Here is a 25623-nt window from a genome sequence, read left to right as displayed (position 1 = left end):
CTAATCAAAGTTCATCTTGCTGGCTTTCAAATTCAGGATCGCCAGCGCGCCCACCAGCAGGAAGATCAGCGTGGCGATGGCGGCCGCCAGGCCGAAGTCTTGTCCGCCGCCGCCTTCGAAGGCGATGCGGTAGGTGTAGCTGACCAGCAGATCGGTATAGCCGGCCGGCGTAGTGGTGCCGATCATGTCCGGGCCGCCGTTGGTCAGCAGCTGGATCAGCACGAAGTTGTTAAAGTTGAAGGCGAAGCTGGCGATCATCAGCGGTGTCAGCGGCTTGATCAGCAGCGGTAAGGTGATGCGGAAGAAGTTTTGCCACGGGTTGGCGCCGTCCATCGCCGAGGCCTCGTACAGATCGTCCGGGATCGCTTTCAGCAGCCCCATGCACAGGATCATCATGTACGGGTAGCCGAGCCAGGTGTTGACGATCAGGATCATGCTCTTGGCGGTGAGCGGATCGCTGAACCAGGCGGGTTTGATGCCGAACAGATGGCTGAGCATCATGTTGATTTCGCCGAAGCTCTGGTTGAACAACCCTTTGAAGATCAGGATCGAGATGAACGACGGCACCGCATAGGGCAGGATCAGCAGCACGCGGTAGATCGCCTTGCCTTTCAGCGCCTCCCACTGCACCACGCAGGCCAGCACCATGCCGACCGCCACGGTGAGGATCACCGTCATCACCGAGAACACGATGGTCCAGATGAAGATCGATACGAACGGTTTCTTGATGCCCTCGTCCTGCAGCACCCGCAGGAAGTTTTTCCAGCCGGTGGTGACGGTATAGCCCGGGCTCAGAGTTTCCTGCGCCCAGCCGCCGTCGGCGTTGATCGCCTGATAGAAGCCGATGTCGCCGTTCGGCCGGTAGCGCACCTGGGTCTGGTTATTGGTCAGCGTACTGCCGTCTTTGTCCAGCGCATACAGCGGACGGGTGCCGGAGAACTGGCGCAGTGAACTCATGCGCAATTCACCGCCGTCGGGCAGTTGCGCCACCAGCTGGCTCAGCGCCTGTCGGTTCTGGGTGATCACCCGCAGCGTGGCGCGCTCGCCCTGCGGCGCGGCGCTCTGTGTGGTCAATGTCAGGGTTTGCGGCGCCGCGGCGTCGAGGCGGAAAGGCTCGGAGAGCAGCGGCTGTTCACTGTCCGGTGGCGTCAGCTGCAGGCGCCACTGCTGATTTTCCGCCGGGTAGAGGCCGAAGATGAAGGTTTTGCCGCTCTGGAACTGGCGTTGCATCAGCACCGATTGCGCGCGCTCAAAGGTCAGCTGGTTGGTGCTGCTGTAGTTAGTAAAGGCGATGGCGATGGTGCAGATCAGCGGGAACAGGACGAACAGCCCCATGCCGGCGATGCCGGGATACACATAGCGCCAGGCGTAGGCGCGGCGGTTGGCGAAGACGTAAAGCCCGGCGCTGACCAGGATCAGCGTCAGGATGGCGAACAGGTATTCACCCTGTGCATACATCAACACAATCAGGTAGCAGGTCACCAGGCTGAACAGGCCGACCACCAGCCATTTCAGCGCGTCGCTTTGCCACCACTTCGATTTTTTACGCGCGGGCGTCCCGGCGTGAGCGAATTGCATAGGGCGTTCCTTTCTGTGAAGCAACGGCGGGGCGCCACGGCGCCCCGCACGGCGTCGTTACTTGGTGATACGGGTCTGTACGTCGTCCAGCGCGGCTTTCACCGTCTGACGGCCGCTGACGGCGTTGATCACCGCGCTGCGTTCGGCGTACCAGAAGGCGCTCATCTGCGGGATGTTCGGCATGATTTCCCCGTTTTGCGAGTTCTGCATGGTGGCGGCGATCTTCGGATCTTTGGCCAGCGCTTCCTGATAGGACTTCAGCGCCACCGCGCCCAGCGGTTTGTCTTTGTTGACGTCCGCCAGCCCTTCGTTGGTCAGCAGGTAGTTCTCGAGGAACTCGGTCGCCAGCTCTTTATTCGGGCTGGCGGCGTTGATGCCGGCGGTCAGCACGCCGACGAACGGTTTGGACGGCTTGCCTTTGAAGGTCGGCAGCAGCGTCACGCCGTAGTTGATTTTGCTCTGCTCGATGTTGTTCCAGGCCCACGGCCCGTTGATGGTCATCGCGGTCTGGCCTTTGTTGAACGCGGCTTCGGCGATCGAGTAGTCGGTATCGGCGTTGATGTGTTTGTTTTTCACCAGATCGACGATGAACTGCAGGCCGGCCTGCGAACCGGCGTTGGCGACGCCGACATCCTTGATGTTGTATTTGCCGTTTTCATACTTGAAGGCATAACCGCCGTCGGCGGCGATGATAGGCCAGGTGAAGTAGGGTTCCTGCAGGTTCCACATGATGGCGCTCTTGCCGCCGGCGCGCAGCTGTTTGTCCAGCGCCGGGATCTCTTCCCAGGTCTTCGGCGGCTGTTTGACCAGGTCCTTGTTGTAAATCAGCGACAGCGCTTCGACGGCGATCGGATAGCCGATCAGCTTGCCGTCATAACGCACGGCGTCCCAGGTGAACGGGAACAGCTTGTCCTGGAAGGCTTTGGACGGGTGGATTTCGGCCAGCAGGCCGGACTGCGCATAGCCGCCGAAGCGGTCGTGGGCCCAGAAAATGATGTCAGGACCGTCGCCGGTGGCGGCCACCTGCGGGTATTTTTCTTCCAGCTTGTCCGGGTGCTCGACGGTGACCTTGATGCCGGTGTCTTTTTCGAATTTCTTGCCGACTTCCGCCAGGCCGTTATAGCCCTTGTCGCCGTTGATCCAGATAACCAGTTTGCCTTCCTCAATCTTGGCGAAGGCGGAAGAAGAGAGCACCAGGGTGGCCAGTGCCGAGAGCGCCAGCGTGCGGGCGAGGGTAATGCTGCGAGTCATAATCCAGTCCTTCTTTTTGTGGGCACATAAATCAAGGAGAGACGTTTCGCGGTAATAGTGGGTCACAACGCGACATATTCTCATCCTCCCCCCCTCTACGCCCCTGAGATGAGGAGTGTGATCCAGTTAACGTTGTGCTCTATTCTGTGGCGTCAGGCACAAAATAGGGGGGCGATTTTTGCCAGCCGGATCACAGATTTGCCTCAAGCGCGGAACTTCTCATCGCCGCGGTCGTTCTCTCATCCTCCCGCCTCCTCCCCCATGAAAAATCCTGTTACGGATGATTACCCTTTCCGGCGACTCCCGCACTATCGGCCCATCGATTTTTAACGCCACGCGCAGCAGGGATACCGGATTTATGTCGTCAATGCCTATCGCCACTCAGCCCACCCTGTACCGGATCCATCCGGCCAGTTTCCGTGACGGAAACGGGGACGGCGTGGGCGACGCGCACGGCATGCTGGCGGCGCTGCCATACCTGAAAGCGCTGTCGATCGACGGCCTGTTGCTGCCGCAGACGCTGGCGCCGGAGGCCGAGGCGACGGTGACGGGCGAAGGGCTGACGCTGTGGTACGGCGATGACGCCAACCGCGTTCGCAATGCCGTCGCACCGCAGCGGTTCGCCCACGGCGCGCTGGCGCTGGACGTGATGCCGTTCAGCGCGGAGAGGCTGGCGGCGGTGTTGCACGCCCGCCGCGCCACGTTGACGGACAGCCTGTGGAGCACCGGGGACGCCGATCAGCCAAGAGTGGTCAGCCGCTGGGGGCAGGGAGACCTGCGTTCCGCCGCCGCCTTTTTGACGCTGTTGGCGATGTTGCCGGCGCCGATCTGCCTGTATCAGGGCGAAGAGCTGGGGCTGCCGCATGCCGCCGGCCTGCAGGATCCGCGCGGCGCGCAAACGCCAATGCCGTGGCATGAAGCCCCCGAACAGGTCACCGCCGGGGAGATCAGCTGGTATCAGCAGGTGGCGATCGAACACCGCGCATTGGCCATCAGCCGCCAACAGCACGACAGCCACTCCACCTTACGTTACTGCCAGGCGCTGTTGGCCCTGCGCCGTTCGCCGCTCATCCAGCGCGGCGAGCTGAACGCGGTCAGCCAGCGGGACGGCGTGGTGCGCTTACTTATTACCCATCAGGATCAATGCCTTGAAGCGCTGATAAACCTGCAGCCTTATACTCAGGCGGCCGCGCCGTCTGAGGCGACCTTGCCGTTGGCATGGCAGCACGGCGCGCAGCAAGAGGGTCATCAATGGGTTTTGGCGGGCTTTGCCTCCGCCATTTTCACACGACATGTTAACTGCGAAAGCAGGGGAGTAACGCATGGCTAGCGTGACACTGCGCAGCGTTTATAAGGCCTTCGGTGAGGCCGTGATTTCCAAAGACGTCAATCTGACTATCGAAGACGGCGAGTTTGTGGTGTTTGTCGGGCCGTCGGGCTGCGGCAAATCGACGCTGCTGCGCATGATCGCCGGGCTGGAGGACATCACCTCCGGCGACCTGCTGATCGGCGAGAAACGTATGAATGAGGTGCCGCCTTCCGAGCGCGGCATCGGCATGGTGTTCCAGTCCTACGCGCTGTATCCGCACCTGTCGGTGGCGGACAACATGTCGTTCGGCCTGAAGCTGGCCGGCGCCAGGAAAGCGGAAATCAATCAACGGGTGAACCAGGTCTCCGAGGTGCTGCAGCTGGCGCACCTGCTCGATCGGCGGCCGAAGGCGCTGTCCGGCGGGCAGCGTCAGCGTGTGGCGATCGGCCGCACGCTGGTGGCCGAGCCGGACGTATTCCTGCTCGACGAACCGCTGTCCAACCTCGATGCCGCGCTGCGGGTGCAGATGCGCATCGAGATCTCCCGTCTGCACAAGCGCCTGCAGCGCACCATGATTTACGTCACTCACGATCAGGTCGAAGCGATGACGCTGGCCGACAAGATCGTGGTGCTCGACGCCGGTCGCGTGGCGCAGGTCGGCAAGCCGCTGGAACTGTACCACTACCCGGCCAACCGCTTCGTCGCCGGGTTCATCGGCTCGCCGAAGATGAACTTCCTGCCGGTCAAGGTCACCGCGGCGGAGCCGCGACAGGTGCAGGTCGAACTGCCCAACCGCCAACTGGTCTGGCTGCCGGTGGAAGGCGCGGGCGTTCAGCCCGGCGCCAACCTGTCACTGGGCATTCGCCCCGAACATCTGCTGCCCGGCGAAGCCTCTGAAGTGCGGCTTACCGGCGACGTACAGGTGGTGGAGCAGCTCGGCAACGAGACGCAAATCCACATCCAAATCCCGGCCATCCGTCAAAACCTGGTGTACCGCCAGAACGACGTGGTGCTGGTAGAAGAAGGTGCCACATTCGCCATCGGCCTGCCGCCTCACCGCTGCCATCTGTTCCGTGAAGACGGTACGGCATGTAAACGGCTGCACCAGGAGCCGGGCGTTTAAAGCATCAAAGTCGGTATAACAGGAGAATAATGATGACTACTCTGCGCAAACTTCCTCTGGCACTGGCTGTCGCCGCCGGTGTTCTCTCTACTCAGGCGCTGGCCGTGGATTTCCACGGTTACGCCCGTTCCGGCATCGGCTGGACCGGCAGCGGCGGTGAGCAACAGTGCTTCAAGGCCACCGGCGCCGCGAGCAAATACCGTCTCGGCAACGAATGTGAAACCTACGCCGAACTGAAACTGGGGCAGGAAGTGTGGAAAGAAGGCGACAAGAGCTTCTATTTCGACACTAACCTGGCCTATTCGGTCTCGCAGCGTTCCGACTGGGAAGACGTGACGCCGGGCTTCCGCGAAGTGAACGTGCAGGGTAAAAACCTGATCGAGTGGCTGCCGGGCTCCACGTTGTGGGCCGGTAAGCGTTTCTATCAGCGTCATGACGTTCACATGATCGACTTCTACTACTGGGATATCTCCGGCCCGGGCGCCGGTCTGGAAAACATCGATCTGGGCTTCGGCAAGCTGTCCGCCGCCGTGACCCGCAACTCCGAATCCGGCGGCTCTTACGGCTATCTGGATAACGAATGGAAACAGCGTCCGACCGTCAACGACACTTTCGACCTGCGTCTGGCCGGCCTGGAGTTGAACCCGGGCGGCACCCTGGAGCTGGGCGTGGACTACGGCCGCGCCAATGCGCAGGATAACTACCGCCTGGCCGACGGCGCCAGCAAAGACGGCTGGATGTTCACCGCGGAACACACGCAGAGCATCCTGAACGGTTACAACAAGTTCGTGCTGCAGTACGCCACCGACTCGATGACCTCGCAGAACAACGGCCGCAACGAAGGCGCCACCATCGATAACAACGGCAAGATGATCCGCGTGCTGGATCACGGCGCCATCGACTTCAACGATCAATGGGCGCTGATGTATGTCGCCATGTTCCAGGACATCGACCGCGACAACAACAACGGCACCACCTGGTACACCGTGGGCGTGCGCCCGATGTACAAATGGACGCCGATCATGAGCACCTTGCTGGAAGCCGGCTATGACAACGTCAAGTCCCAACGCACCGGCGATCGCAACGGCCAGTATAAAGTGACCCTGGCGCAGCAATGGCAGGCGGGCAACAGCATCTGGTCGCGTCCGGCCATCCGCCTGTTCGCCACCTACGCCAAGTGGGATGAGAAGTGGGGCTACGCCACCGGCGATGACACCGGGTATAACGCCGGCACCGCTTACAACGACACCAGCATGCATACCTTCAGCCGCGGCAAGGATGACGAAGTCACCTTCGGCGCCCAGATGGAAATTTGGTGGTAACGACAGGACGGGGAGGGCCGCAGGTCCTCCCCCAACCGCATTCGCCGCGGCCGGATCTCTTGCCTGATCCATCGCGGCGCTGAAAGAGGATATAACGATGAAAAAGAATCTGCTGTCACTCTGCCTGTCGCTGGCGTTGACCGTCGGCGCGCCTCTGGCGGCCAATGCCGATACGCCGGCCAACGTTTCCGTCGCGCCGGCCATCAGCGCCGCCACGCTGCAAAGCCTGCCGTGGCAGCCGCTGCAGCCGCCGGTGTCGCAAGAAGTGAAGCTCGACGCCGTCAGCCCGCAGCTCAATCAGGGCGAGATCCAGGGGGCGATCGCCGCCTATACCCTGCCGGCCGATCGCGGTTCGCTGGAAGTGACGCTGAGCAGCCTCGCCAAGAACAATTCGCTGTACGCGCCGAGCGTGCTGGTGCTGGACGAGCATCTGCGCCCGGCGGCATATTACCCGAGCAGCTATTTCCCGTATCAGCCGCCGGGGGCGATGTCCTCCGATCGTCTCGAAGGCACGCTGAAGCTGACGCCGGCGCTCGGGCAAAAACAGATTTACCTGCTGGTGTACACCACCCGCCAGGATTTGGCGAAAACCACGCAGCTGACCAATCCGGCCAAGGCCTATGCGCAGGGCGTGGGCAACGCGGTGCCGGATATCCCGGATCCGATCGCCGGCCACGCGACGACCGGCACGCTGAAGCTTAAGGTCACCGCGGAACAGGGCACCGGCAACGTGATGATTGGCATGCTGCAGCCTGCGCCGACCGTGGCGCCGGTGGTGGTGGGATCAACCGCACCGGCCGCCGTGGCGGCGCCGGCATCGACCCCGGAGAAACCGGCGGAGCCGATGCTCGACGATACCGAAAGCTACTTCAATAACGGCATCAAGCAGGCGGTGAAGGCGGGCGATATCGACAAGGCGCTGAAGCTGATGAATGAGGCCGAGAAGTTGGGCTCGACCACTGCGCGTAAAACGTTTATCAGCAGCGTTAAAGGCAAGGGGTAACACCCGGCGCTGCCGATGCTGGCTCGATGATTGGTGCGCCTTGGCGCACCTTTTTTCATCCGCGCGCCAGCGTTGCGCCGATCAGCGTCAGCAAACGGGGGTTGTCCACCTGCTGCATGATGCGCACCGGCTTGCCCTGCGGCGGCGGCAGGCCGACCGTCAGGCGCAGGCCGCCCGGCCGCCAACGGCGTGAGCTGCCGCGCGTCAACGCCCCTTCCAGCGCCACATCCACATGGAACATTTCGGTCGTGACCAACTGCGGTTCCAACAGCCAGGCGATCACCAGCGCATCATGGATCCAGCAGCCCGGCAGGCGCCGCGTATGGCGCGAATAGTCGATCCACGGCTGTGTGGTGGCGCGCAAATAGCGGCACAGCGGCGTATCCGGCTGGGTCAGTGCGGCCAGATCCGCCTGGGTCAGCATGGTCTGGGTGGTGACGTCCAGCGGGGCCAGCGTGATATTGGCGCCGCTGTTCAACACCAGCCGCGCCGCTTCCGGATCCAAACCAAAATTGGTGTCCTTGATGTATCCTTCGACGTTGAACACGCCGCCCATGATCACGATCTCTTTCACCGCCTGCGCCATCTGCGGGTACAGCTGCATGGCGTGCGCAACGTTGGTCAGCGGGCCGATCGCCGCCAACGTGATCTCGCCGGGATGCCGGCAGATCAGTTCGCCGATGGCGATGGCGGCGTCCGGTGCGGGCGCGTTGGCCAGCGGGGGCGCGGGCAAGTCGCGCCACAGCGCTGCCAGCTTGGGATTGGCGATTGGGCGGTCCAGATGCGCGCGCCATGGCTCTGGCGGCTCGCTCAGGGCGCGCGCCGCGCCGAGGGCGACCGGCACCTGGTAGCCGCTTTGCGCCAGCAGATCGGTGGCGACGGCGAAGCCCACTTCGCGCGGGGTATTGCCGGCCACGATGCTGATCAGCTCCAGCTGCAGCTGCGGTTTGGCCGCCAGCGCCAGGGCCAGTGCCAGACCGTCGTCGACGTTGGCGCCGGGAACGCCGTTACCGGGATCGCAATCAATGATTAAACGCATAGTAAGGTGTCCTGAAAAACCGCTAACAGCCGCATGAATGGCGGATGCGCAGTTGAAAAGCGAATTCATGCAGCTCGGCGGGCGCGGCGCCGGCGGCCAGCATGGCGATGGCCCGCTTGGCCATGGCGTCGATCGGCTGCTCGACCGCGCTGAGCGGCGGCACGCTGAATTCGGATTGCTGCGTGCCGTTAAAACAGATCAGCGCCAGATCGTCCGGCGCGCGCAGCCCATGTTCCGCCAGCGCCGACAGGCAGCCGAGCGCCTGCTGCTCGTTGGAGGTGAAAACGGCGCGTGGGCGCGGGCCTTGCACCATGCGCTGGGTGGCCTGGTAGCCGCCCTGGCGGGTGTAGGGGACCTCGAAAATCCACTCGTCGCGCGGCGCGATGCCCGCCTCCAGCAGCGCATCGCGCCAGCCGTTCAGGCGATCCTGCGCGTTGAGCATGGTTAGCGGGCCGATAAAAATGCCGATGTCGCGATAGCCGTGCTGCAGCAGATGGCGGGTCGCCTGGCAGGCGGCGTCGCGCTCGTCGACGCGAATGGCGCAGACCCCGGCCTGGCTGTCGATGGTATCTATCATCACGCAGGGCGTGCCGGAGGCGCGGATCAGCTCGAACCACGGATGGCGATCGACGCTGGTGTACAACAGGCCGTCGACCTGGCGGCGCAGCAGGTTGTTGATCAGCTCATATTCGCGCTGCCGGTCGTCGCCGGCGTCGCCCAGCAGCAGCACGCGGCCGCGGCTGAAGGCCTCTTGCTGCAGCGCCCGCGCCAGCGTGGCGAAGAACGGATTGGAAATATCCGGCACCACCAGCCCATAGGTTTGCGTGCTGCCGGAGGCCAATGCCCGCGCGATGTCGTTCGGCCGGTATCCGGTCTGCTCGATCGCCGCCAGCACGCGCAGCCGGGTGGCTTCCGCCACCGGGCGCGGGCCGTTGTTGATCACGTAGCTGACCACGGCGACGGAGGTGCCCGCTATGCGAGCCACGTCGGCGCGGGTAACGCGGCGCGCGGAGTGATTATCCAAATTGAGGTCCTGTTCGCCTTCCCGCTACGCGGCATCCTGCGGCAGGTTGAGATCGCGGCCGCGGGTTTCGGGAGCAAAGAAGGTGGTGATTAAGCCGATGGCCGCCATTACAACAAAATAGCAGGCGACAGGCCACCAGTGACCGAAACCGGACAGCAGCGCGGTGGCGATCAGCGGCGCGGTGCCGCCGGAGAGGATCGACCCAAGCTCCTTGGCGAACGCCATTTTGGAGTAGCGGTTCTTCACGCCGAACAGTTCGACGCCATAGGCCGCCTGTACGCCGAAGATCCCCAGCGATGCGATGCACATGCCGACCACGATCACCGAGATGACGAGCGCCGGCTCACGGCTGTCGAGCAGCCAGAACGCCGGGAAAGCGTACAGCACCAGCAGCAGGCAGAACCACCGGTAGGTGATGCGGCGGCCGAAGCGATCGGAGAGCCAGCCGGCCAGCGGGATCACCAGAAAACCGCACAGTGAGGCGATCAGCACCGCCAGCGCCGGCACTGATTTATCGACCATCAGCACCTTGGCGACATAGCCGACGATAAAGCCCTGGCACAGGTAGGAGGGGCCGTTTTCGCCGATGCGCAGGCCGAGCATCACCCAGAACGCCTTGGTGCGTTGCAGGTAGCTGCGTGAGTCCGGCGCGGCCTGGGCGGCGTCCAGCATGCGCTGGTGGTTTTGCTGCAGCTCGCGTTCGAACACCGGCGTTTCCCGCACGTGGCGGCGCAGGTACAGCGCCGCGCCGGCGATCAGAATGCTGGCGAGGAACGGAATGCGCCAGCCCCAGCTCATCAGATCTTCCTTGTCCAGCTGCAGCACCAGCAGCCACACCAGCGACGCCAGCAGGGTGCCGCTGTTGGAGCCGATGGCGATGATCGACGCGACCAGCCCGCGCCGCTTGGCCGGCGCGTATTCCGCCAGCATCACCGCCCCGCCGGACAGCTCCGCACCGGCGCCGAACCCCTGCGCGAAGCGCAGGATCACCAGGCAGGCGGGCGCCCAGACGCCGATTTGCGCATAGGACGGGATCAGACCGATCAATGTGGTGGAGAGGCCCATCAGCGCCACGGTGGTGATCAGCACCACGCGGCGGCCTTTGCGGTCGCCGATCCAGCCGAACACCAGCGCGCCGATCGGCCGCGCGACGAAGCCGACGGAGTAGGTGGCGAAACTGGCCAGCAGCGCCACCAGCGGCGTGGCTTCGGGGAAGAACACGTCGCCGAACACCATGCCGGCCGCCAGGCCGTACAGCGCGAAGTCGACGTATTCCATGGCGGTGCCGAGCCAGCAGGAGAAGGTGGCGCGCCAAAATTGGCTGCGCCCCTCTTTGGTTGTCAGACGTTCATCGGCCGCCAGCGCGGCGTCGGCGGTCTGTGAAGGGGCAAGCGTTGTTTCGCTCATGGCAGTGCTATCCTCTTTTGTTCTACGCCTGGAGGGGCGCGGTTAAAGATGGTTTCCCTGGTGCCGGCAACAAAGGTGTGCCGACAAATCATGTCGGACGCATGGCGATTCAACGCTGCCGTATCAGGGTATCTACGCGCGTAGATAACACAACGCGAGGAAGCTGAAACTTTGCGGGCGATCACAGAATCGTCAGCACGCCGGGAAATGAAGATAGAGAATGCGGATGGCAAAAAGATGACAGAACCCCGGTTTTTCCGGTCGACAGACCTGCCGTTTTCGCCACGAATCAGCCTGCCGCTTTCGCATTTCTGCGCTACAATGGGGGTCTGTTAACAGTTTGTATCGTCTGGCGCGCCGTACCGGCTGCGGTTCAGGCGAGGAGTAAAGCAATGTCTGGCATCAGGGATTCCATCCTGCCGCCGCTGGAGTGGTTATCCGAACAGGATCCTCCGGCGCCCGCCGCCGTCAGCGACTGGCTGATGGAGTTAGGCTCCATGACCCGCCGATTTGAACGCCATTGCGCCCAGGTGCGCGTTGAACCGCAGCGCGAATGCTTCGTCACGCGCGAGGTGCTGGGCGACGAGGCGAACCACCTGCCCGACAGCCCGCGCTACTGGCTGCGCGAAGTGGTGCTGCTGGGCGACGGCCAGCCCTGGCTGCTGGGGCGCACGGTGATCCCGGAACATACGCTGACCGGCCCCGACCAGGCGCTGGTGGATCTGGGCACGCTGCCGCTGGGGCGCTATTTGTTCAGCAGCGGCGATCTGACCCGCGACTATATCCATATCGGCCGACAGGACGCGCTGTGGGCGCGTCGTTCACGGCTGCGGCTGGCGGGCAAGCCGCTGCTGCTGACCGAACTGTTTTTACCGGCTTCACCGCTGTATTCAGCGGTTCCTGCATAAGAGAGGAGAACAAGACGTTGGAGGGAAGCGTGACTCAAAGTAAATGGCGGGCTTACAGCCATTTGATGCGCATTGATAAACCGATCGGCACGCTGTTGCTGTTGTGGCCGACGCTGTGGGCGCTGTGGCTGGCCGGGAAAGGCGTGCCGCCGCTGTCGATTCTGGTGGTGTTCGTGCTCGGCGTGTTCCTGATGCGCGCCGCCGGCTGCGTGGTGAATGACTACGCCGATCGCGCGGTGGACGGCTACGTAAAGCGCACCGCCGGGCGGCCGATGCCGAGCGGCCGGGTGAGCGCGAAAGAGGCCAAAGTGCTGTTCGTGGTGCTGGTGCTGATTTCGTTCTGCCTGGTGTTGACGCTGAATGCGATGACCATCTGGCTGTCGCTGGCGGCGCTGGCGCTGGCCTGGGTGTATCCGTTTATGAAGCGGGTGACCAACCTGCCGCAGTTCGTGCTGGGCGCCGCGTTCGGCTGGGGCATTCCGATGGGCTATGCGGCGGTCAGCGAATCGTTGCCGCTCAGCTGCTGGCTGCTGCTGCTGGCGAACATCTGCTGGACGGTAGCCTATGACACGCTGTATGCGATGGTCGATCGCGACGATGATCTGAAAGTCGGCATCAAGTCCACCGCCATCCTGTTCGGGCGTTATGACAAGCTGATCGTCGGGCTGTTGCAGTTCGCGACGTTGTTGCTGCTGGCGTGGGTTGGTTATCTGGCGCAGCTCGGCGGCGCGTTTTACTGGTCGCTGTTGCTGGCGGGCGCGCTGTTCATTCACCAGCAGAAGCAGATCGCCGGGCGCGAGCGCGAAGCCTGCTTCAAGGCCTTCCTGCAGAACAACTATGTCGGGCTGGTGGTGTTTATCGGCATCGCGCTGAGCTATCTGCCGGCGTAACGGTTTCCTGCAGCAAGAAAAAAGGCACCCCAAGGGGTGCCTTTTGTGTTTTCGCGCCGGGCGAAATCACTCGTCTTTCTCTTCTTCCGCATCGGTTTGCGGCAGAGCGTTAGTCTCTTCCGGCATGTTGACGCTTTCGATGGTCAGCTTGATTTCCGGCGTGATCAGATCGCTCAGCATGCTGTACACCTCGAGGGTGTGCTCGCGGATCGCATCGCCGCTGTCGTTGATGTAACCTTCTTCACGCAGCGTCGCCACCAGGGTGGAGAACACCGCCTTGTCGAAGAACTCCGGCGCGTTGATGCCGTGCAGCACCGACAGACGCTGCGCCATGATGCGGCTCTCTTTTTCCAGCGCGCCGCGGTTGATGCTCGGGTTGGCGCTGAGGATCGACATGGTGATGGCGTAGCGTTGCAGGGTTTCGCGCACCCCGGCGGCCAGCAGCTGCAGCGGGCGAATGCGCGCCGGGTTGAGCACCAGATCGTCGCCTTTGTCGCAGATCAGCTGTTGACGGATCAGCTCGTCGATCATCGGCCGCAGCACTTCCGGCAGCTGTTCCTTGTCGTTATGCAGGAACAGCTCGGCTTTCAGCATCGGGTAGATCATGCCGATCTGGCGCAGCAGCTCGGCGCGCGATACCCGGCGGTGATGCATCACGATGCTGGCGATCAGCGACGGCAACACCAGCAGGTGGTGGATGTTGTTGCGGTAATAGGTCATCAGCACCGCCTGCTCGCGCGGCAGAATGATGATGTCGCCGATGTTGTCCTTTTCCACCTCGAACTTGTTCATGTTCAGCGCGTGATCCAGCAGCTCGTCCGGCGTTTGCGTCGGTACGGTGACGTCATGCGCGTAAGGCGCGTTGCGCATCAGCTGCAGGTAGCACTCGAGCTGTTCGACCAGCTGTTCGCGGGTCAGCGAACGCTGACGCGAGGCCAGCAGCGCGGTGGAACACAGGTTCATGGCATTGGCCGCGGCGGCATTGTTGATGCGCACCATGATCTGGCCGGCCAGATCGTTGACCGTCGGCGTCAGCCAGCTTGGACGCTGAGCTTCGATCGGATCGATCGACTCGCGCCACTGCGGCACGTTCTGGTTGAGGTAAGCTGTCAACGGCAGCGGTTCGCCGAAGTTGACGTAACCCTGACCCAGGTTGCGCAGCTTGCGCAGGCCGCGCAGCATCTGCGGCAGGCTCTCTTTTTCCTTGGTGGCGCCGCGCAGCTCTTTGGCGTAGGTACCCACTTCCATCACGTGCTCGTAACCGATGTAAATCGGCACCAGCGTGATCGGACGGGTGCCGCCGCGCAGCATCGCCTGAATGGTCATCGACAGGGTGCCGGTCTTCGGCTCCAGCAGGCGCCCGGTGCGGGAACGGCCGCCTTCCACGAAGTATTCCACCGAGTAACCGCGGGTGAACAGCTCGCCGAGGTATTCGCGGAACACCGTCGAGTACAGCTTGTTGCCCTTGAAGGTGCGGCGGATGAAGAACGCGCCCAGGCGACGGAAGATCGGGCCGGCCGGCCAGAAGTTGAGGTTGATGCCCGCGGCGATGTGCGGCGGCACCAGGCCCTGGTGATACAGCACGTAGGACAGCAGCAGATAGTCCATGTGGCTGCGGTGGCAGGGCACGTAGACGATCTCGTGGCCGTCCTGCGCCAGCTGGCGCACGCGCTCGGCGTTGGTGACGTTGATGCCCTGATACAACCGGTTCCAGGTCCAGCTCAGCACGCGATCGGACAGACGCACGGTTTCGTAGGAGAAGTCGGCGGCGATCTCTTCCATCAACGCGATGGCGTTCTGCTGGGCCTTCTCGTGCGAGATCTTCTTGCTGCGCGCTTCGTCCTCGACCGCTTTTTCGATCGCTTTGGACGCCAACAGCTTGTTGAACAGATCCTGACGGGCCGGCAGGCTTGGGCCCACCGCGGCCAGGCGCTGGCGCGAGAAGTGCATGCGCGCCACGCGCGCCAGTTTCTGCGCGATGGTTTTATCCGTGCCGTGTTCGGTAGCCATGCGGCGCAGCGACACGGTGTTGGAGAAACGCACGAAGCTGTCGCGGCCGAGCCACAGCACGGCGAAGAACTTCTGCACGCCGTTCAACAGACGCAGGTGCGGCGTGCCGTGGCCTTCGCGGCCCGGCGAACGGCCAAACATCACCGAAACCGGCAGCATCTGAATGTCGAGATCCGGGTTGCTGCGATGCAGATCCAGATAGTCGTGGAACAGCTTTACCGACTCTTCTTTCGGGGTGTAGTAGCGGAACACGCGCGGGCCGTCGTGAATGAACACGTAGCTCGGCAGCACGGTGCCGTCGATCTCCAGCGAGTTGAGCGGATCAGGCAGATCCTGCGCCAGGCACTGGGTGCGCAGCGTCAGCAAATCCGCCTTGGAATTGTAAGGTAAAACATACAAAATCGGCCGTGAGGGATCCAACCCTAGCTCGGTAACCGGATCTGAAGGGATGACCTTACTTCTTACCAACAATTTAAGTGGTAAATTCAATATTTTATAATAAATTTTACGCCAACCTGACATAACAACGTGAAGCCTCTTGTTAGCAATGCGCCGCAAGCATACCAGAAACCGGGTAGCAGATCTGTGGTGTTCGAAAACCGAGAGCCGTCAGCGCGGACTGTTCTAGACTCTTTTTATTATGACCGACCTCTGAGAAAGGCACGAAAACATGGCAAACCAAGCAACCGGACTGACCCGCATCATCAAGGCCGCCGGCTATTCCTATAAAGGGCTATCCGCCGCCTGGCAGCACGAAGCGGCTTTCCGCCAGGAACTGGTGGTCACCCTTCTGGCTATCATACTGGCTGTCTGGCTGGATGTGGGTGCGATAGCGCGCATTTTATTGATCGGATCGGTAGCGCTGGTGATGATCGTCGAGATCCTGAACAGCGCGATCGAGGCGGTGGTGGATCGCATCGGCAGCGAACATCACGAGCTGTCCGGGCGGGCCAAGGACATGGGATCGGCGGCGGTGTCGCTGGCGATCGCACTGGCGCTGTTCGTTTGGGGCACGGTCCTATGGCAGCATTTCGGCTGACGAAAAGCGCCTACTGACTGATTTTTATTTATTCTTCGGTTCCCAATCCGCGCTTACCTGTATATACTCACAGCAAGACTGTATAAACAAACAGGGGGCGGAATGAAAGCACTAACTACCAGACAGCAAGAGGTCTACGATCTGATTCGCGAGCACATTTCGCAAACGGGCATGCCGCCAACGCGTGCCGAGATCGCGATGCGTCTGGGGTTCCGTTCGCCTAACGCCGCCGAAGAACACCTGAAGGCGCTGGCACGCAAAGGCGTGATCGAAATCGTCTCCGGTGCCTCACGCGGTATCCGTCTGCTGATGGAAGAAGAAGAAGGGCTGCCGCTGATCGGCCGCGTCGCCGCCGGCGAGCCGCTGCTGGCGCAGCAGCACATCGAAGGGCACTACCAGGTGGATCCTTCCCTGTTTAAACCGAGCGCCGATTTCCTGCTGCGGGTGAACGGCATGTCAATGCGCGACATCGGCATTCTGGACGGCGATCTGCTGGCGGTGCACAAAACGCAAGACGTGCGCAACGGCCAGGTCGTGGTGGCGCGGATCGAAGACGAAGTGACGGTCAAGCGCTTGAAAAAGCACGGCAACGTGGTTGAACTGCTGCCGGAGAACAACGAATTCCAACCGATAGTGGTCGATCTGCGTCAGCAGAATTTCACTATCGAAGGGCTGGCGGTCGGCGTGATCCGCAACGGCGACTGGATTTAATCGCCGGCCCATCACCGCCGCTCCCTGTATCAATCGCCCCTGTTTTGGGGCGTTTTTGTTTCTGACTTCGCCCTTTGTCACTCAGTCACAGGAACATCCCATCATGCGCCTGATTTCCGCCTTCACCAGCGACACCGATAAAGCCCTGTGGCGCCTCGCCCTGCCGATGATCTTCTCCAATATTACCGTGCCGCTGCTCGGGCTGGTGGACACCGCGGTGATCGGCCACCTCGACAGCCCGATCTACCTGGGGGGCGTGGCGATCGGCGCGGTGGCGACCAGCTTCCTCTTCATGCTGCTGTTATTCCTGCGCATGAGCACCACCGGCCTCGCGGCGCAAGCGCTGGGGGCACAGAACCCGCAAGCGCTGGCGCGCGCCTTTATGCAACCGCTGCTGCTGGCGCTGTTGGGCGGCGCGGCGATCGTCCTGCTGCGTTATCCGCTGATCGAACTGGCGCTGCGGATCGTCGGTGGCGATGGCGAGGTGCTGGAACAGGCGCGGCGTTTTCTTGAGATCCGCTGGTTAAGCGCCCCGGCGGCGCTGGCCAATCTGGTGCTGCTGGGCTGGCTGCTCGGCGTGCAGTACGTGCGGGCGCCGGTGATCCTGCTGATCGTCGGCAACCTGCTGAACATCGTGCTGGATATCTGGCTGGTGATGGGCCTGGGCTGGAACGTGCGGGGGGCGGCGGCGGCAACCGCCATCGCCGAATACGCTACGCTGCTGCTCGGCCTGTGGTTGGCGTGGCGGGTGATGCGCCTGCGCGGTATTACCCTGCAGATGCTGCGCCAGGCCTGGCGTGGCGATCTGCGTCGCCTGCTGGCGCTCAACCGCGACATCATGCTGCGTTCACTGTTGCTGCAACTGTGCTTTGCGTCGTTGACCATTTTCGGCGCTCGCCTGGGAAGCGAGGTGGTGGCGGTCAATGCGGTATTGATGAATCTGCTGACGTTCACCGCCTATGCGCTCGACGGTTTTGCTTATGCGGTGGAGGCTCATTCGGGCCACGCCTACGGCGCCCGGGACGACAGCCAACTGCGCAAGGTGTGGCACGCGGCCTGCAGGCAGGCAGGGCTGGTCGCGTTGGCCTTCGGCCTGGCGTATGCCGTTACCGGCCAGCAGATCGTGGCGGCATTGACCTCTTTGCCGGAACTGCGTGCGTTGGCCGCACATTATTTGCCCTGGCAGGTCATTCTGCCGCTGGTCGGGGTATGGTGCTATTTGCTGGACGGCATGTTTATCGGCGCCACGCGCGGCGCCGAGATGCGTAACAGCATGGCGGTGGCCGCTGCGGGATACGGTCTGGCGCTGTTCAGCGTGCCGCTGTTAGGCAACCACGGGCTCTGGCTGGCGCTGGCGGTGTTTCTGGCGCTGCGCGGCCTGGCGTTGGGCTGGATTTGGCACCGTCATCAGGTGCGCGGCAGTTGGTTTGCTGCACGCTAGGTCGAACGCTTTGTTGGGTTATTTATTAATTTATCTTATGTTTTGTTCATGTTTGCTTACATGTTTTTAGTCCAGATCCGTTCGCGTTAGCTCGTTGTTTGTTGGCGTTTTTTGTTTTTATTTTGTTTTTTAATGGTTTTTTATTCTGCAAATTGGCTTTTTTATTTCCATGTTTAACTAGAATGAATCATGTGGCTGGTAAATGAAGGGGAGCGTTGCTTCTTAAGGTGAAGGGAGCATCAGCCAGAAAATTTTCTGGTTAACCCCGGCCGGCGACAGGGATCACTGATTCACCACAGGTTAACGGAGAGACTATGAATAAAGATCAAGCCGACGGTAACTGGAAGCAGCTGAAAGGCAAAGTGAAAGAGAAATGGGGCAAGCTGACCGATGACGATCTGACGGTCATCGAAGGGAAACGCGAACAGCTGGTCGGCAAAATCCAGGAGCGCTACGGTTACCAGAAAGAGGCGGCCGAAAAAGAGGTGAAAGCCTGGGAAGATCACACCAAACACCGCTGGTAATCTGCAAGGCCGCCATTGAAGGCGGCTTGCACAGCGCAGGCCGGCGTCGCTCCATCCTCTGGCGCTCCGGCCGCAGGTACAGGGAGGTACCTGATTTTGTCTTACTTCTTCTTGATGGCGATGCTGTGATCGTGTTCGGCGCAGTCATGCTTGCTGTCGCAAGCTTCAACTTCCACGCAGCCGGCGCACAGACCGTGCGCTTCCACTACGCTGTGCCGCAGCGCAAATCCGGCCTCCTGAGCCAGCTTCTGCAGCGTTTCCTCTACGCCTTCGGTGGTGCGTTCGGTCACCTGGCCGCAGCGGTCGCAGATAAACAGCGCGGACGTATGCATCGGCTGTTCGAAGTGGTGGCACAGCACGTAGCTGTTGGCGGACTCCACCCTATGGATAAATCCTTGCTCCAGCAGAAAATCCAGCGCGCGGTAGACCGTCGGCGGCTTGGCCTGCGGTTCGGCGACGCGTAGCAGATCGAGCAGGTCGTAAGCGCTGATTGCACCGGGTTGCTGAGTCATCAGACGCAGCACTTCCAGCCGTTGCGGCGTCAATCGCACATTGCGTTGCTGGCAGAGGCGTTCCGCCTGCGCCAGCAGCTTTTCCTGGGTGGTTGAGTTCATCGCAAATATCCCGGTACGTAAAAAAGCCGATTTTACCATGATTACGGCGAATCGCCGAGAGTTGCCCCCTTTTCCCCTGAGGATAGCGCAGAGAAAGGCGCGCTGAGCGCGCTAAAAGAGAGATGCATCACAACTTTTCCCCTCCGCCGGACGGCAAATCAACGTTGCCGATTTTAGCGCTGGAGAGCAGCGGGCGAGAGCGGTATAACGCGCTTCATCCGCGTGATAAGCAGGAGCCTTGTGTGATGACGGAAAGAGAGAAGCTGTTAAGCGGCCTGGAGTACAACAGCCGCGATGAAGAACTGATCGCCCTGTACCATCGAGCCAGGGCGTTGACCAAAAGCCTGGAGGCGCTGGATTCGCATCAGGCGGACGAGAAAAATCGCCTGCTCGGCGAGCTGTTCGGCAGCTGGGGTGAGGCGAGCTGGATCGAAACGCCATTCTGGTGCGACTACGGGCAGCATGTCCGCATCGGCAAAAACTGTTTTATCAACGTCAATGCGGTGTTCCTCGATTGCAACACCATCACCATCGGCGACAACACGCTGATCGGCCCCAACGTGCAAATCTACACGCCGAGTCATCCGCTGAAGGCCGGTGAACGCTTTACCGGCGATCCGGCTTTTCCTTTCCGCACCTCGGCGCAGCCGGTGTCCATCGGCAGCAACGTGTGGATCGGCGGCAACGTGGTGATCCTGCCGGGAGTGACCATCGGCGATGGCACGACTATCGGCGCGGGCAGCATCGTCACCGGCGACATTCCGGCCAATGTGTTGGCGCTGGGGCAGCCGTGCCGGGTTATCCGCGCGTTGGAATAGGGCGCTGAATACGAATCGGCGGCCAGCGGTTTATCGGCGAGTGCGGGGCAAGGGGGGAGGAGGGGTCTTCTTATGGTGCGAATCGTCGTTTGGCAACTGGCGGTCATCGGCCAAGGCCTGACGTGCGGCCGCAAGGCGGCTCATGACGGTGCCGATTGGCACCGCCAGCACTTTCGCCGCTTCCCGGTAGGACAGCCCTTCGACATCCACCAAAAACAGCGCGTTGCGCTGGGCCGCCGGCAGCCGGCTTACGCGCCGCATCACTTCATTGAGCCAGACTGGCTGTTCACCGTTGTCCGCATCGCCAAGCTCTTCCGCCGCCATGCAGCCTTGCCCTTGGCGAAGATGCTGGGCGCGAACTTCATTGAGCCAGATGGAGTGCAGGATGGAAAACAACCAGCGATCCAGGTGAGAACCGGGGGTGAATTGCGCGGCGCGCTCCAGCGCACGCACGCAGGTCGCCTGCACCAGATCGTCGGCGATATCCCGCCGGTGCGAAAGCACCAGCGCATAGCGCCACAGGCGGGAGAGATAGTGGCCGAGTTCATCGCGTATCGCATCGCCGCTGATAGTCACCTCCGCAGGCGCGTCGGATCAAGATTCCGGGTGGCGGTCGATGGCTGCCGCCAAATCACGGTACTCCTCGCACCCGGTGCCGCACAGCGACTGGATCACCTGCAGCTGTTGGCGCGCCAGGTCGGGCCGCCCTTTCAGCATATAGGCTTCCCCCAGGTACTCGCGCACTTTGGGGTATTTCGGATCGAGGGCGACTGATTTTAAATAATAGCCGATACCCTCATCGGTGCGGCCAAGTTTGCGCGTGGCGTAGCCGCGATAATTCAGTGCGACGGCGGTGTTGGGATTTTTAAGCGTGTTGAGCATATCGATCGCTTCCTGATAGCGGCCGCTTTTCGCCAGTGCATAGGCATAGTTAGTGCGGTCGGCGTCGTCGACTTTGCTGCTTTTATCCACCGTGCAGGTCTGGGTTTTACTGTCATAGACCTGGCCTTTCGGACAGGTCGGCGGGGTTTGGCCGCTGCCGTCGCCGCCCATCGCCAGCGCCCCGCCGGAAAACAGCAGGCAGCCGGCAATGGTCGATGCCAGCAGGCGTTTAATGAAGCTGTTCATGGTTGTGTCCTCAAGGCAGAGGCGCCGTGCGCGCCCGTAATGAGATAACACCTGAACGCGTGAATTTATTCGCCTTACTCCCGCTTATTTACGCCGCCGGCAAGGCGGTTTTCCCAACGGCGCCGATTGTCGCTATAATAGCCGTTTGCGGCCGCGCGCCGTTCGTTGAACCCAGACAGACTCAGGTAGCCAGTAACTCAGCATGACGAAAGACAACCACGCCCCAACCTACGCCGCCAATCGCTTCTCCATCGCGCCAATGCTCGACTGGACCGATCGTCATTGCCGTTACTTCCACCGCCTGCTGACCAAGGAAACGCTGCTGTACACCGAAATGGTGACCACCGGCGCGATCATACACGGCAAGGGTGACTACCTGGCCTACAGCGAAGAAGAGCATCCTGTGGCGCTGCAGCTGGGCGGCAGCGATCCGGCCTCGCTGGCGCACTGCGCCAAACTGGCGGAGCAGCGCGGTTATGACGAGATTAACCTCAACGTCGGCTGTCCGTCCGATCGCGTGCAAAACGGCATGTTCGGCGCCTGCCTGATGGGCCAGGCGACGCTGGTCGCCGACTGCATCAAGGCGATGCGCGACGTCGTATCGATACCGGTGACGGTGAAGACCCGCATCGGCATCGACGATCAGGACAGCTACGCCTTCCTGTGCGACTTTATCCAGACCGTCGCCGGGCGCGGCGAGTGCGACATGTTCACTATCCACGCTCGCAAAGCCTGGCTCTCCGGCCTCAGCCCGAAAGAGAACCGCGAAGTGCCGCCGCTGGACTACCCGCGCGTTTATCAGTTGAAGCGGGATTTCCCGGCGCTGACCATCGCCATCAACGGTGGAGTGAAAACGCTGGAAGAGGCGCAACAGCACCTGCAGCATCTGGACGGCGTGATGATGGGGCGCGAGGCGTACCAGAATCCGGGCATCCTGGCGCGGGTCGACAGCGAACTGTTCGGCGCGCAGACCGCGGTGCCGGACAGCGTGGCGATCGTCGAAGCGCTGTATCCGTATATTGAGCGCGAGCTGTCCAACGGCACCTATCTCGGCCACATCACCCGCCACATCCTCGGTTTGTTCCAGGGGGTGCCGGGCGCGCGCCAGTGGCGTCGCCACCTGAGCGAGAACGCCCACAAGCCGGGCGCCGATGCGCGGGTGGTGGAGCAGGCGCTGGCGTTGGTGCGTCAGCCGCGCGTCGAAATGGCGTAACCCACAAAAAGTTTGACCAATAGTTAGTCTTTTTCGCCAGGCATTCGGCGTGTTGCCGGATGTCTGCCCCGTTTTTTCAATAGGTTAGCCCTTCCGCCATTCTGGCACGCTTCTTGTAATCCACTCTGCAGATACGTTGAGTTGCAAAGGAGCAATCATGTTGGAAATCTTCTTTCTCATTGGCTTTGTGGTGATGCTGATGGTGACCGGCATCTCGCTGCTGGGGATCTTCGCTGCGCTGTTGGCGGCGGCGGCGTTCATGCTGTTGGGCGGGTTGTTCGCGGTGGTGATTAAGCTGTTGCCGTGGTTGATTTTGGCGGTGGTTGGGGTATGGATTTACCGTTCGATGCAGAAACCCCAGATCCGGCGTTACTGATTTTTTGCCGAATAATCAGTCAGTCGCGATGAAACTTGCATAACTGCCCGCCACGCTAATGCGGCAGCGATCACAGCTTGGCAGTTTTACCCGGCGATGTGGCACATAAAGCGTGTTTTTTGCCGGACGGGGCTGTTAGGATGTTGGTCGATGCAGTGATGCGACCGATTTCATCACCGTGAGAGACAACCAAAATTCGTGTTGCTGAAGCAACCCCCGGTCTCTGGCGGACTCTGCTCTACCCCTACAAAACGCAGTAACAGAAAGGGCTCCGCAAGGAGCTCTTTTCTTTTGCCGCGATCAGGGGATCAGCAGACTGGAGCCACTGGTGCTGCGGCTTTCCAATACTTGGTGTGCCCGCTGGGCGTCGGCCAGCGCGAATTTCTGCTCGTCTTTCACTTCCACCCGAATGGCGCCGCTGCCGATCAGGGAGAACAGCTCGTTGCTGGCGTACTGCAGCTCGGCGCGGTTGGTGATGTAGCCGTTGAGGGAAGGGCGGGTGACGTACAGCGAGCCCTTCTGATTCAGCAGCGCCAGATCGACGCCGGTCACCGGGCCGGAGGCGTTGCCGAAGCTCACCATCAGGCCGCGCCGCTTCAGGCTGTCGAGTGAGGCCAGCCAGGTGCTTTTACCCACCGAATCGTACACCACGCCGACCTTCTCGCCCTGCGTCAGCTCGGCCACCCGCTGGGCGATATCCTCTTTGTGGTAGTTGATGGTGGCCCAGGCGCCGGCCTGTTTCGCCAGCGCGGCCTTCTCGTCGGAACCGACGCTGCCGATCAGGCGCGCACCCAGCGCTTTCGCCCACTGGCAGGCGATCAGCCCGACGCCGCCGGACGCGGCATGGAACAGGAACACTTCACCCGGTTGCACGTCATAGGTCTGGCGCAGCAGGTAGTATACCGTCAGCCCTTTGAGTAAAGAGGCTGCACCCTGTTCAAAACTCAGGTTGTCCGGCAGCAGCGCCACGCGTTCTGCCGAGACGTTGTGGATCTCGCTGTAGGCGCCGAGCGCCGATTGCGCATACACCACCCGGTCGCCCGGTTTGAGGAAGCTGACCCCGGCGCCGACCTTGGTCACCACGCCGGCCGCCTCGGTGCCGAGGCCGCTCGGCAGGCTCGCCGGCGCATACAGGCCGCTGCGTACATAGGTATCGATGTAGTTGATGCCGATCGCCTTGTTCTCGATCTGCACTTCGCCGGCAGCCGGATCGAGCGGTGTAAAATCAACGTATTGCAAGACTTCCGGCCCGCCGGTGGCGGAGAATTGAATGCGCTTGGCCATGTTCTACCCTCATTTGGTTATCTGAATTCACCCTATGCCTTTTGGCTGCGGAGATCTAGCCAGCCCGTGCGCCGGCCTGTGGCAATTATGCGGCGGAATCGTGCGGAAAAATCACGTATACTCTTGCGTCAGCAGCCTCACCCTCATTCGCAACCGGATAAAGACTACGTTTCATGGCAGGAAAAAAACCAACCAACAAAACAAACGCGGACGAAACCAGAGAGCGTTCCAGAGATCGTCAGATGGAAGGGCTGAAGATGCCGCCGCACTCGCTGGAGGCAGAACAGTCGGTGTTGGGCGGTTTGATGCTGGATAACGAGCGCTGGGACAACGTGGCGGAGCGCGTGGTCGCCAACGACTTCTTCAGCCGCCCGCACCGCCTGATCTTTACCGAGATGCAGCGTCTGCTGGAGATGAGCAAGCCGATCGACCTCATCACCCTGTCCGAATCGCTCGAGCAGAAGGGCGAGCTGGACTCGGTCGGCGGCTTCGCCTACCTGGCCGAGCTGTCGAAAAACACCCCGAGCGCCGCCAACATCGGCGCCTACGCGGACATCGTGCGCGAGCGCGCGGTGGTGCGCGAAATGATCTCGGTGGCTAACGAGATCGCCGACGCCGGCTACGATCCGCAGGGGCGCAGCAGCGAAGACCTGCTCGATCTGGCGGAATCCCGCGTGTTCCAAATCGCCGAGAACCGCGCCAGCAAAGACGAAGGCCCGAAGGGCATCGAGCGCATCCTGGAAGACACCGTGTCGCGCATCGAGCAGCTGTATCAGCAGCCGCACGACGGCGTGACCGGGGTCGATACCGGCTATCAGGACCTCAACAAGAAAACCGCGGGCATGCAAAAGTCCGATCTGATCATCGTCGCCGCCCGTCCTTCGATGGGGAAAACCACCTTCGCCATGAACCTGTGCGAAAACGCCGCGATGACCCAGGAAAAACCGGTGCTGATCTTCAGCCTGGAGATGCCCGGCGAGCAGATCATGATGCGTATGCTGGCGTCGCTGTCGCGCGTGGATCAGACGCGCATCCGTACCGGCCAGCTCGACGACGAGGACTGGGCGCGCATTTCCAGCACCATGGGCATCCTGCTGGAGAAGCGCAACATGTACATCGACGACTCCTCCGGCCTGACGCCGACCGAAGTGCGCTCGCGCGCGCGGCGTATTTTCCGCGAGCACGACGGGCTTAGCCTTATCATGATCGACTACCTGCAGTTGATGCGCGTGCCGGCCCTGTCCGACAACCGTACGCTGGAGATCGCCGAGATTTCGCGCTCGCTGAAGGCGCTGGCGAAAGAGCTGCAGGTGCCGGTGGTGGCGCTGTCGCAGCTGAACCGAAGCCTGGAGCAGCGCGCCGACAAACGCCCGGTCAACTCCGACCTGCGTGAATCCGGCTCTATCGAGCAGGATGCCGACCTGATTATGTTCATCTATCGTGATGAGGTGTATCACGAGAACAGCGATCTGAAAGGGATCGCGGAAATTATTATCGGTAAGCAGCGTAACGGCCCCATCGGCACCGTGCGCCTTACTTTTAACGGCCAGTGGTCGCGTTTCGACAACTACGCGGGGCCACAATACGATGACGAATAATCAGCTAAGGAAC

At 61.6% G+C, this 25623-nt stretch carries 24 protein-coding genes; 14 read left to right on the top strand and 10 right to left on the bottom strand.

The window, feature by feature from the left end:
• Entirely contained in the window at positions 1-1578 is a 1578-nt protein-coding gene (gene malF / locus ACP39K_RS19940; protein WP_497008783.1) for a maltose ABC transporter permease MalF, read from the bottom strand.
• Between the two features lie 57 nt (positions 1579-1635).
• Entirely contained in the window at positions 1636-2829 is a 1194-nt protein-coding gene (gene malE, locus ACP39K_RS19935) for a maltose/maltodextrin ABC transporter substrate-binding protein MalE (RefSeq protein ID WP_016930286.1), read from the bottom strand.
• A gap of 358 nt (positions 2830-3187) precedes the next feature.
• Between malE and ACP39K_RS19930 the strand changes: the two genes are divergently transcribed.
• The 4 genes from ACP39K_RS19930 to malM all read left to right on the top strand — a co-directional run bounded on the left by ACP39K_RS19930 (position 3188) and on the right by malM (position 7586).
• On the top strand, positions 3188-4159 hold the full coding sequence (locus tag ACP39K_RS19930) for an alpha-amylase family glycosyl hydrolase (protein ID WP_048796929.1): 972 nt from the start codon (positions 3188-3190) through the stop codon (positions 4157-4159).
• Positions 4152-5261 carry a maltose/maltodextrin ABC transporter ATP-binding protein MalK gene (gene malK / locus ACP39K_RS19925; protein ID WP_033639259.1) on the top strand — a complete coding sequence of 370 codons (1110 nt, stop codon included), beginning with the start codon at positions 4152-4154 and terminating at the stop codon, positions 5259-5261. The genes ACP39K_RS19930 and malK overlap by 8 nt, the downstream gene beginning before the upstream one ends.
• A gap of 32 nt (positions 5262-5293) precedes the next feature.
• On the top strand, positions 5294-6583 hold the full coding sequence (locus tag ACP39K_RS19920; RefSeq protein ID WP_028127550.1) for a maltoporin: 1290 nt from the start codon (positions 5294-5296) through the stop codon (positions 6581-6583).
• Positions 6584-6680: 97 nt separating this feature from the next.
• Positions 6681-7586: a maltose operon protein MalM gene (gene malM / locus ACP39K_RS19915; RefSeq protein ID WP_342145996.1), complete on the top strand. Its 906-nt coding sequence runs from the start codon at positions 6681-6683 to the stop codon at positions 7584-7586.
• A 55-nt stretch (positions 7587-7641) separates the two neighbouring features.
• On the opposite strand, the gene ACP39K_RS19910 is transcribed toward malM, so the two are convergent.
• From ACP39K_RS19910 to ACP39K_RS19900, 3 genes are read right to left on the bottom strand one after another with little or no spacing between them, the layout of a single operon-like run.
• Positions 7642-8625, bottom strand: coding sequence for a nucleoside hydrolase (locus ACP39K_RS19910; protein WP_342145995.1), 984 nt, complete (start codon positions 8623-8625; stop codon positions 7642-7644).
• A 22-nt stretch (positions 8626-8647) separates the two neighbouring features.
• The gene (locus tag ACP39K_RS19905) at positions 8648-9649 is read right to left on the bottom strand and encodes a LacI family DNA-binding transcriptional regulator (RefSeq protein WP_033639262.1); all 1002 of its coding nucleotides are present in this window, start codon (positions 9647-9649) and stop codon (positions 8648-8650) included.
• A gap of 24 nt (positions 9650-9673) precedes the next feature.
• Positions 9674-11056 carry an MFS transporter gene (locus ACP39K_RS19900; RefSeq protein ID WP_497008782.1) on the bottom strand — a complete coding sequence of 461 codons (1383 nt, stop codon included), beginning with the start codon at positions 11054-11056 and terminating at the stop codon, positions 9674-9676.
• A gap of 392 nt (positions 11057-11448) precedes the next feature.
• Between ACP39K_RS19900 and ubiC the strand changes: the two genes are divergently transcribed.
• Both ubiC and ubiA read left to right on the top strand, forming a co-directional pair.
• A complete protein-coding gene (gene ubiC, locus ACP39K_RS19895) occupies positions 11449-11964 on the top strand; it encodes a chorismate lyase (protein WP_048796921.1) in 516 nt (171 codons plus the stop codon).
• A gap of 17 nt (positions 11965-11981) precedes the next feature.
• Positions 11982-12854: a 4-hydroxybenzoate octaprenyltransferase gene (gene ubiA, locus ACP39K_RS19890; protein WP_033639265.1), complete on the top strand. Its 873-nt coding sequence runs from the start codon at positions 11982-11984 to the stop codon at positions 12852-12854.
• A gap of 66 nt (positions 12855-12920) precedes the next feature.
• On the opposite strand, the gene plsB is transcribed toward ubiA, so the two are convergent.
• The gene (gene plsB / locus ACP39K_RS19885; protein ID WP_033639266.1) at positions 12921-15386 is read right to left on the bottom strand and encodes a glycerol-3-phosphate 1-O-acyltransferase PlsB; all 2466 of its coding nucleotides are present in this window, start codon (positions 15384-15386) and stop codon (positions 12921-12923) included.
• 148 nt (positions 15387-15534) lie between these two features.
• On the opposite strand from plsB, the gene ACP39K_RS19880 reads away from it, so the two are divergent.
• From ACP39K_RS19880 to ACP39K_RS19865, 4 genes are all read left to right on the top strand, one after another.
• Entirely contained in the window at positions 15535-15903 is a 369-nt protein-coding gene (locus tag ACP39K_RS19880; RefSeq protein WP_016930276.1) for a diacylglycerol kinase, read from the top strand.
• Positions 15904-16005: 102 nt separating this feature from the next.
• On the top strand, positions 16006-16614 hold the full coding sequence (lexA, locus tag ACP39K_RS19875; RefSeq protein ID WP_004936736.1) for a transcriptional repressor LexA: 609 nt from the start codon (positions 16006-16008) through the stop codon (positions 16612-16614).
• A gap of 103 nt (positions 16615-16717) precedes the next feature.
• Positions 16718-18055 (top strand): MATE family efflux transporter DinF, encoded by a 1338-nt coding sequence (gene dinF / locus ACP39K_RS19870; protein WP_033639267.1) that lies wholly within the window; start codon positions 16718-16720, stop codon positions 18053-18055.
• Positions 18056-18369: 314 nt separating this feature from the next.
• Positions 18370-18579, top strand: coding sequence for a CsbD family protein (locus ACP39K_RS19865; protein ID WP_004936743.1), 210 nt, complete (start codon positions 18370-18372; stop codon positions 18577-18579).
• Between the two features lie 101 nt (positions 18580-18680).
• On the opposite strand, the gene zur is transcribed toward ACP39K_RS19865, so the two are convergent.
• Positions 18681-19193 carry a zinc uptake transcriptional repressor Zur gene (gene zur / locus ACP39K_RS19860; RefSeq protein WP_015379223.1) on the bottom strand — a complete coding sequence of 171 codons (513 nt, stop codon included), beginning with the start codon at positions 19191-19193 and terminating at the stop codon, positions 18681-18683.
• A 245-nt stretch (positions 19194-19438) separates the two neighbouring features.
• Here zur and ACP39K_RS19855 point away from each other — a divergent pair, with 245 nt between their 5' ends.
• Positions 19439-20011 carry a sugar O-acetyltransferase gene (locus ACP39K_RS19855; protein ID WP_033639268.1) on the top strand — a complete coding sequence of 191 codons (573 nt, stop codon included), beginning with the start codon at positions 19439-19441 and terminating at the stop codon, positions 20009-20011.
• Positions 20012-20041: 30 nt separating this feature from the next.
• Here the strand turns inward: ACP39K_RS19855 and ACP39K_RS19850 are convergent, their stop codons facing one another.
• Together ACP39K_RS19850 and ACP39K_RS19845 are read right to left on the bottom strand one after the other, a co-directional pair.
• Entirely contained in the window at positions 20042-20587 is a 546-nt protein-coding gene (locus tag ACP39K_RS19850) for an RNA polymerase sigma factor (RefSeq protein ID WP_115116420.1), read from the bottom strand.
• A gap of 18 nt (positions 20588-20605) precedes the next feature.
• Positions 20606-21139 carry a tetratricopeptide repeat protein gene (locus tag ACP39K_RS19845; RefSeq protein ID WP_033639270.1) on the bottom strand — a complete coding sequence of 178 codons (534 nt, stop codon included), beginning with the start codon at positions 21137-21139 and terminating at the stop codon, positions 20606-20608.
• Between the two features lie 202 nt (positions 21140-21341).
• On the opposite strand from ACP39K_RS19845, the gene dusA reads away from it, so the two are divergent.
• The gene (gene dusA, locus ACP39K_RS19840; RefSeq protein ID WP_048796924.1) at positions 21342-22352 is read left to right on the top strand and encodes a tRNA dihydrouridine(20/20a) synthase DusA; all 1011 of its coding nucleotides are present in this window, start codon (positions 21342-21344) and stop codon (positions 22350-22352) included.
• Positions 22353-22509: 157 nt separating this feature from the next.
• Positions 22510-22728 (top strand): envelope stress response protein PspG, encoded by a 219-nt coding sequence (gene pspG / locus ACP39K_RS19835; protein WP_016930270.1) that lies wholly within the window; start codon positions 22510-22512, stop codon positions 22726-22728.
• Positions 22729-23028: 300 nt separating this feature from the next.
• On the opposite strand, the gene ACP39K_RS19830 is transcribed toward pspG, so the two are convergent.
• Positions 23029-24012, bottom strand: a complete 984-nt coding sequence (locus ACP39K_RS19830; RefSeq protein WP_048796925.1) for a quinone oxidoreductase — start codon at positions 24010-24012, stop codon at positions 23029-23031.
• A gap of 173 nt (positions 24013-24185) precedes the next feature.
• Between ACP39K_RS19830 and dnaB the strand changes: the two genes are divergently transcribed.
• Positions 24186-25610 carry a replicative DNA helicase gene (gene dnaB, locus ACP39K_RS19825; protein ID WP_025160134.1) on the top strand — a complete coding sequence of 475 codons (1425 nt, stop codon included), beginning with the start codon at positions 24186-24188 and terminating at the stop codon, positions 25608-25610.
• Positions 25611-25623: the final 13 nt, after the last annotated feature.

It is taken from the genome of Serratia sp. EC4 (genome assembly GCF_059652115.1).
This window is presented reverse-complemented; position numbering and strand designations above follow the sequence as displayed.